We start from the raw sequence: 8,182 nt of genomic DNA, 5'->3' as shown, positions 1-8,182 counted from the left end.
GCGGATCTTCCGCGCCGCCAGGCGACGCGCGCCGTCGGGCGGCATGTCGTCGGCGCTGAGCACCAGGGTGCGGCCGTCGTCGAGCCAGATCGCGGCGCTGTCGGCACCGTGCTCGGCGCCATGCTCGACATCGAGCAGGGCCGCCGTGCCCGGTCCCGCATCCGCGGCGAACGGCGCCTCGATCGCCTGCGCGCCGATCAAACCATCGGCCGGCGCTTCGGCATGCGCGCGCGGCAAGCCAAGCTGCCGCAAGGCAGCCGGCCGGACCCTCTCGACGGTGGCGTCGTCATCGTCGAGCCAGTCCTCGTGGATCGTCGCGGGCGCAACCGCGACCGGCGCCGCGGGTGCCGTCGGCGCCCAGGCTTCGGCGGCGGCGGCATTCGCCAGCCCCGGCGCAGCACCGAACGCATCGACGATGTCGTCGGCAATCCCGCCCCCCGTGCGAGCCACGCTTGCGGCCTCGCCCGGCGCCGCCGCATCGAGCAGCGCCGCGTAGCTGCGCGGCAGGCCGCGCGTCGCGAACAGGCGCGTGGCGTTGCCGGTCCACCACAGGCACCAGGGCCCGGGGCGCAGGCACAGCTGGCGCCAGGCCTCGGTCAGCATCACGCCGGCGGCGGCCGCGCCCGACATGTCGAGCCGCCATTGCCCGCTGTCCCAGGGCAGCCCGCGCCACAGCGCCGAGAGATCGCCCGCCTCGGCCAGCGGCCGCGGCAGCACGGCCACCCGCGCGTCGAAGGTCTCGACGCTGGCGGCCTCGCGCTGCGCCTGGCGCCAGACGCGTTCGAGCGCGTCGAACCAGTCGCTGTTGCCGAGGATGCGCGCCACGTCGCCCGTGCAGGGCGCGGCCAGCACCATCGGGAAGGCGCGGCCGAGCCGGTCGACCGCGGGCCCGGTCAGGCCGCACCAGGCGCCGCTGCCGCACACCTGCGGCGGCAGCACGAAGCGCCAGGCCGGGCCGTTGCGCCAGGCCTCGCCCCAGCGTTCGCCGAGCTCACGCCGGCCGGTCTCGACCGCGCGCTGGAAATGCCGATCCCAGGCCTCGATGAAATCGACCGGCAGGCGCCGCTTCACGAAATCGCCGGCGCCCGGCAGCTTGCCGTAGAACCCCACGCCGCCGCTCATCGCGGGCACCTGAAGCGACGCACCGCGTCATTGAGGAAGGGATTGCGCAGGCTGGCGGGCTGGATCATCAGCTTCACGGGATGGCCGGCGAAGTCGTAGCTGGCCGTGAAGCGCAGCTCGCCCTCCTTCTGCAGGCGCCCCGCGTCGAGCGCATGGAACAGCGACCAGTCGCCGTCGAACTTGTAGGGCGTGCCGACCGGGTGGTTCGAGCCGTCGAAGGCGCTGATCACCACATGGCCGGGCTGCGGGCCGGGCCAGCTCATCGAGCTGGAGGCCACGCTGGCGGCATTGGCGGTGAAGTCGTACTTCTGGCCGTCCACCTCCACCACCACGCGCGCGATCGCGGTGTCGAACTGCGGCGCGAGCAGGGTGAAGCCCACATGCACCTGGGCGCCACCGCCGAAGTAGAGCTGGCGGATCTCGTCGGCCAGTTGCGCGCCGGCCAGCACGCCGTTCGGGCCCGGCGGCATGTTCGGCTTCCAGCGCCAGGCGCTGCCGCCGGTGTCGACGCGCGCGGCCAGCGCCGACTTGAAGAAGGCGTCGAAGCGCCCGCCGCCGCCGAACAGCTCGGTGAAGTTCTGCAGGGGGATGTCGGTGGCGCCGCCCGAGGCGAACGGGTAGCGACCGTCGACGAAGCTCGCGCAGTCGTTGCCGGCCGCCGCGCGGAACTGGTCGGCCAGCGCGGCGCTGCCGCCGCTGGCCACCAGGTCGGCGCTCTTGCCGGTCAGGCCCGAGATCAGCCCCGCCACCTGCGGCGGCAGTTGCTGCGCTTCCTGGCGCGCCGACAGCAGGGCCGGGTTGTTCTGCGCGCTCGGGTCGCTGAGGTCGTTCATGGTCAGCAGGGTCTTGCCGAGCTGGTCGAGCACGCCGATCGTGTGATCGAGCGGCGTGGCGCCGGGCGAGCCCAGGCTCAGCTGGTCGATCTGCGCGAAATGCGCCTCGATCGCCGCGCCCGGCTGGCTGCCCGCGTCCTGGCCGCCGCCGTTGTTGCGCGAGGCCAGCGTCACGCCGTAGGGCAGCGGCGCGCCGGCCGTGCGCAGCTCGCCGGCCAGCCTGGTGTTCAGCGCGCGGCGCGCGGCGATGTTCTCGCCGATGGTCTTGGCCTGGTCGCCCACCTCGGTGCCCGATACGCCCGCCACGCCGCTTGCGCCGTTGGCGCCGGCCGGGCCGCTGCGCAGCAGGTCGCTGGTGTTGTCGCGCACCAGGTTCAGCAGCGCCTTGAGCGGCGAGCTCGGCCCCGACAGCTTCGCGGCCAGCGCGCTGGCGTCCTGGATGCTGACCACCGGCTGCAGTTGCAGATCGCCGAGCAGGCCGTCCCAGTTGCGGATGTAATCCTGCTCGTAGAGCGTGAGCACCTGCTGCGCGTAACGCGAGCGCGCCAGCGGATCGACGCGTCCCGTGTCGAACACCCAGTAGTCCTTGACGAAGCCGTCCACCGAGCGATCCAGCCCGCCGTTCACCTCGTAGGCGAAATACGGCCGCGTGAACAGCACCGGCAGCGGCTGCGCGAGCGGCGTGCCGCTCTTGCGGCGGAACACGTTGCCGAGCAGGCCCAGCGATTCGTCGAGCCGCACCGGCGAGACGCCGGAGCGATCGGCGTCGAGCTTGACGCTGCCGTAGATCAGGGTGGCGAGGTCGGCCGTCTTCAGCGTGGCGCGGGCCTGGTCCACCAGGCCGCTGTCGAGCGACAGCGCGCGCGGCTTCTGCGGATCCTCGACGCGCGCCGTGAAGTGCTTGTCGAGCTCCTTGCGGATCGCCGGATCGTCGGGGAACAGGCGCTGCCATTCCTGGCGCGCCAGCGCGGCCAGTTCGTCGGGCACCAGGTGCTGCGGCTCGCCGAGCATCAGGTAGCCCTTCAGGTAGCCGTACAGCGTCTGCGGATCGTTGGCGCTGTCGGTCAGCCCTTCGCGGAAACGCAGGCCGACGCCGGGCAGCAGGGTGCCGTCGAGCTCGCGCAGGTAGGCGCCATGCGCCTGCGCATAGAGCGCCCGGCCCTGGAACAGCCCGAAGCGCATCAGCAAAGGCACATGATCGCGATAGCGGCCCGCCGAATCCTGCGTGTCCGAGATCACCTCCAGCCGCGCCAGCGCGCGCGCGAAATAGCTGCGCAGGTCGGGCTGCCCGGCCAGCGTGTCGGCGCCGGGCAGGTCCTTCAGGCTGTCCTGCACCTCGGCCACGTAGGCGCGGTTGCGCGCGTAGCTGGTGGCGAAGCCGGCCACCATCAGCACCGTGAACAGGGTGATGCCGGCATAGGCGGCGATCTGGACCAGCAGCTTCTGGCGCTCCAGGCGCGGGTTGGTGCCGGCCAGGCCCGATTCGCGGAACAGCACCTCCTTGAGCAGGCGCTCGACGAAGAAGGTGCGGCGCTGGCTGGTGCCGGGCTGCACGCGCGCGGCATCGACGCCGAAGGTGCGCGCCACTGCGCCGAGCATGCGATCGATCGGCGCGCCTTCCTGCGTGCCCGAGCTGAGGTAGGCGCCGCGCAGCAGCGGCGGCGTGCCGTATTCGTTGCGCCCGAAGGTGCCTTCCACGAACTGCCGCGCGATCTCGCGGAACGCGCCGAGCTGCTGCGGGAAGCTCAGCACGGCGGCGCGCCGGCCGCGATCGCGCTCGGCGTGCAGGCGCTCGATCAGGCGCGTGTTGAGGCGCTCCAGCAGCAGGTCGTACTCGCCCGCGAAGCGGCTGCAGGCGCTGCCGTCGAGGCTGGCCTCGAGCGGGAAGGTCATGCCCCAGACCTGGGCGCGCAGCTCGGGGCCGAGGTCGTCGAAGAACTCGCCGAAGCCCGCCACCAGGTCGCTCTTGGTGAACACCAGGTAGACCGGCACCGGCACCTTCAGGTATTGCGTGAGTTCGTCCAGGCGCCGGCGCACCGCGCGCATGTGCTGCTGGCGCGCGGTCTCGTCGAAGCTCAGCAGGTCCGACACGCTCATCGTCACGATCACGCCGTTCAGCGGCCGGCGGCGGCGATAGCGGCGCAGCAGGGTCAGGAAGGCCTGCCAGGCCGAGGCGTCGGCGGCCGCATCGGAATCCTGCGTGGTGTAGCGCCCGGCGGTGTCGAGGAACACGGCCTCGTCGGTGAACCACCAGTCGCAGTCGCGCGTGCCGCCGATGCCGCGCAGCGCCTTGTTGCCGAAGCGCTCGGACAGCGGGAAATCGAGCCCGGAATTCTGCAGCAGGGTGCTCTTGCCCGAGCCCGGCGGCCCGATCACCACGTACCAGGGCAGCGCGTAGAGATTGCGGCCGTTGCGGCGCGTGCGGCGCAGCGTGTCGATCGCCTCGCGAAAGCGCTGCTGCAAGGCGGCGCGCTCGGCGCTGCCCGGCTCCTCGGCGGCCAGCTTGGCCTCCTGCCCGGCCAGCTCGCCGGACAGGCGCGCGGTCTTGCGCTGGGCGCGCCATTGCAGCACCAGCAGCACCACCAGCCAGGCCAGCACCAGCGCGAGGATCAGCGCCAGGCGCGCGGCGGGGCTGGCCAGCGGCTGGCGATCGCCGAGGCCGAGATAGGGGCCGCCGAGCCAGATCAGCACGGCGATCAGCGCGAGGCCGACCGCCGAGGCGAACCACCGGGACCGCACCCAGGTTTTCAGCAGGTTCATGGGTTCAGTTCTCCGGGATGTAGAGGATTTCCACGCGGCGATTGCGCGCCCGGTTCTCCGGCAGGCTCGGCGGCGTGGCGATCGGCTGCGAGGAGCCGGCACCGTTCGCTTCCAGGCGGCGCGGATCGTCCAGGCCCTGGGCCAGGATCGCCAGCGTGTTCTGGGCGCGCGCCGTCGACAGCGCGAAGTTGTCCTTGAACTTCAGCGAGCGGATCGGCTGGTCGTCGGTATGGCCGACCACGATCACGCGGCCCTTCACCTGGTTCAGCGCGGCCGCCACCTGGCGCAGCAGCGGCATCTCGGCCGGCGCGATGTCGGCGCCGCCCGAGGGGAACAGCAGGCCCGCGGCCAGGCGCACCGTGGCACGGCCGTCGGGCTGCTCGTCGACGGCCAGCGCGCCGGCCTGCTCGAGCGGCGCGAGCAGCGACTTCAAGCTCTTGCCGGCCGGCTTGGGCGCGGCGTTGGCCTGCGGCGGCGGCACGTTCTGCAGGCCGATCGCGGCAAGCTGCGCGCTGACCGGTTCCACCAGGCCGTTCAGGCGCGTGAAGAAGTAGAGGAAGCTGGCCAGCAGGATCACCGCGGCGGCGGCCATCGCCACCCACAGCGGCACGTGGCGCATCACCGGATTGCGGCGATCCTCGACGCCGCGCCAGTGCGGCGCGAGCTCGGCGGCCGGCGCCTCGCGCAGGCCGCGGATGCGGCGATACAGGTCGTCCTGGATGTCGGCCAGGCGCCCCAGGCCGCCCGGCTCGACCAGGTAGCGCCCGCCGAAGCCGAGCGCCAGGCAGATGTACATCAGCTCGATCAGGTCGAGATGGCGCGAGAAGTCCACGCTCAGGCGATCGAGGATCTGGAAGAACTTCGCGCCGCCGTAGGTCTCGCCGTGGAAGGTGACCAGCAGGGTCTTCTGCGCCCAGCCGCTCAGCTCGCCCCAGGGGGCGTTGTTGACGGCCTCGTCGAGCATGGTGCACAGCACGTAGCGCGCGGCCATGATGGTCTGGGTGTTGATGCCCGCGCCCTGCGCGTAGCTCTCGAAGCTGTGCACCTGGGCCACCGCCTGCTCGCGCAGGCGCGCCACGTCGGCCGGCGGCGCGACGCTGTGGCGAAGCTGCACGGTCAGCAGCAGCAGCGGATTGGCCGCGCGCACCAGCGGATTGGCCACGCCGCTCATGAAGTCGCCGAGCTCGGCGCGCAGCGCGGGGCGCGGGGCGGAACGCGCGCCGCCCTGCCCGCCCGCCGCCGCATAAGCGCCGCCGGAGATCACCGTCGCGCCGGCATCGGCGCCGGCCGCGCGCGGCGCCATGATGCGGGTCGCGTCGTCGGAGCCGGAACCCGAGCCGCTGCTGCCTTGCGGGCGCAGCACGGTGGCGTCGACGCGCGGCGCGCGATCGTCCCTGCGATTGTCTTCGCTCATGTGCGCACCGCCCAGAATTGCAGGTCGAGGCCCGCGAAGCCGCTGCCGAAGTGCATGGCGATGCCGCCCGAGGTCTTCAGCATCCGCCACATCGACGAATTGCGATCGCATTCGAAGTAGAGGAAGCCGGAGGTGTAGGGAAGCTGGCGCGGCGCGACGGCCATCGGCGAGACGCCGATGCCGGGCAGTTGCAGGTTGACCAGGTCGCGGATCTTCTCGACCGGGCCGATCTTCGACTGCGTCGGCAACTGCCGGCGCATGTCCTCGGCCTTCATGTCGGCCTTGGCGGCCAGCACGAAGGTTGCCGTGTCGAGCAGCGTGAGGTCGGGCACCACGCCCACCCACACGCCGTACTTGCGCTGCTGCAGCGGGATCGGCACGGCGCTCTGCTCGAGCACCGCGCTCAGCGCGATGCGCAGCGCCACGATCACCGGCTCGAAGCTCTCGCGCAGCATCTCGTGGCGATACGGCGGGAAGGCCTGCGCGCGCTTGCCCGGCGCCGTGAAGGTGGCCAGCTCGCCGGCCAGCTCGATCAGCAACTGGTAGAGCGCCTCGGGATGCAAGAGCGGCGCGGCGGCCAGGTGCGCCACCAGCGGCTGGTAGCGGTTGATCACCTGCAGCATCAGGAAGTCGGCGATCTCGGCCGCACCGCCGCGATCGGTCTCGGCCACGCGCCCGGCCAGCGCCTCGCCGCGCTGGTGCAGCAGGCCCAGCAGCTCGGAGAGGAAGGTCACCAGCCGCGCGGCCGCCTCGGTGTTCAGCGCGCTGGGCATGAAGCCCTCGTCGAGCACCACGCGGCGATCGGCACGGCACTCCACCACGCGCGCCACCGGGATCCGCATCAGGCCCTCGGTGGGCTGCGCGTCGGGCACCAGGCGCGCGCTCATGCCGGCCACCTCCAGCGCGGTCAGCCCTTCCATGCTGCCCGAGGCGTCGCGCACCTCGGCTTCGCGCACCCGGTAGCGATACAACTGGTCGCCATCGGCGCCGGGCCAGGCGCTGTCGGGCTGGGTGGCCGAGCGCAGCGGCAAGGTCAGGTGCACCACCTGGTCGCGCCAGTTCGATTCGATGTCGAGCGGCGGCGGCAGCGGATCGTCGCCGGGCATCGCGAACGGCGTGCCGTCGGGGAACACGCCGCGCGCGCGTTTGATGCCGAGCTTGCCGATCGCGAGCAGGTCGCTCTCCAGCTCGAGCTCCTGGAAGCCCCACGCGTGCGGACGCAGCGCGCCGGCGCGCAGCTCCACGTAGCGCTCCAGGTAGCGCTCCTGCTGCTGCATGTGCTGGGGCCGCAGGAACAGGCCCTCGCTCCATACCACTTTATTGCTCTGGGTCATATCGGATCGTCGATCAAGAGTTCTTCATGTCGGGCGCGTCGCGTAGCGCGGCGGCAAACCGGTTCGTCTCAGGGGCGGCGCTGCTTCAGGCGCGCCAGTTGTTCCTCGTAGGCGCGCGCGAATTCGTCGCCGAACAGGCGCCGGAAGCATTCGTCGGGATTGCGCGTGAGCGCCTCGAACTGCTCCTTGTAGCGCTCCCAGTGGCGCGGGCGGTTGCCGCCCAGCGAGAGCCGCCGCCCGCCGCCTTCGGACTCCTGCTCGATGCGCGCCGGGTCGAACTGCGCGAGCAGGGACTCGAAGGCCGAGCGCACGCCGGCCAGCATCGCCATCTGGTGGTTGCGGATGTCGTCGGCCGCGTCGGCCAGCGCCGCGCTGCCGGCCAGGAAGCCGTTGTCGGGCGGCGCGAGCAGGCGACGCACGGCCTCGCGCGCGGTGGGCGCGAACTTCAGCGGGTTGTTCTCGGAGCGCTGGATCAGCGTGGCCGGCAGGCGGAAGCTGTTCTTCAGCTCGGCGCGCGCGCGCAGCACGTCCATCATCGCGTCGACGGCGATCTCGAACATCGCCGTGAGTTCGGCGCTGGCCGGTTCGGCGGGCGATGCCGTCTGCGAGCGGGGCGAGGCTTCGGCCGCGCCGAAGGCCACGGGCCGCGCCACCGGCGCCGCCGATTCCACGGCGGTGACCGGGGCACGCGCGGACGGCGCGGCGTCGGCAGCCGGGGA

5 protein-coding genes are annotated in these 8,182 nt (G+C 72.3%); all 5 read right to left on the bottom strand.

Annotated features, from left to right (window positions below; translation table 11 throughout):
* Positions 1-1,122: type VI secretion system-associated protein TagF (gene tagF, locus F3J10_RS36460; RefSeq protein WP_240155783.1), on the bottom strand; the 1,122-nt coding region annotated here is incomplete at its 3' end.
* Entirely contained in the window at positions 1,119-4,715 is a 3,597-nt protein-coding gene (gene tssM, locus F3J10_RS32960) for a type VI secretion system membrane subunit TssM (protein ID WP_167243841.1), read from the bottom strand. The genes tagF and tssM, both read right to left, overlap by 4 nt.
* A gap of 4 nt (positions 4,716-4,719) precedes the next feature.
* Entirely contained in the window at positions 4,720-6,129 is a 1,410-nt protein-coding gene (icmH, locus tag F3J10_RS32955; RefSeq protein WP_167243840.1) for a type IVB secretion system protein IcmH/DotU, read from the bottom strand.
* Complete coding sequence (gene tssK / locus F3J10_RS32950) at positions 6,126-7,463, bottom strand: type VI secretion system baseplate subunit TssK (RefSeq protein ID WP_013689209.1); 1,338 nt, start codon at positions 7,461-7,463, stop codon at positions 6,126-6,128. Before tssK ends, icmH begins: the two co-directional genes overlap by 4 nt.
* A gap of 68 nt (positions 7,464-7,531) precedes the next feature.
* The coding region (tagH, locus tag F3J10_RS32945; protein ID WP_167243839.1) for a type VI secretion system-associated FHA domain protein TagH at positions 7,532-8,182 on the bottom strand (651 nt) is incomplete at its 5' end.

The organism is Burkholderia sp. Cy-637 (assembly GCF_011753175.1).
Lineage (GTDB): Bacteria > Pseudomonadota > Gammaproteobacteria > Burkholderiales > Burkholderiaceae > Burkholderia > Burkholderia gladioli.
This window is presented reverse-complemented; position numbering and strand designations above follow the sequence as displayed.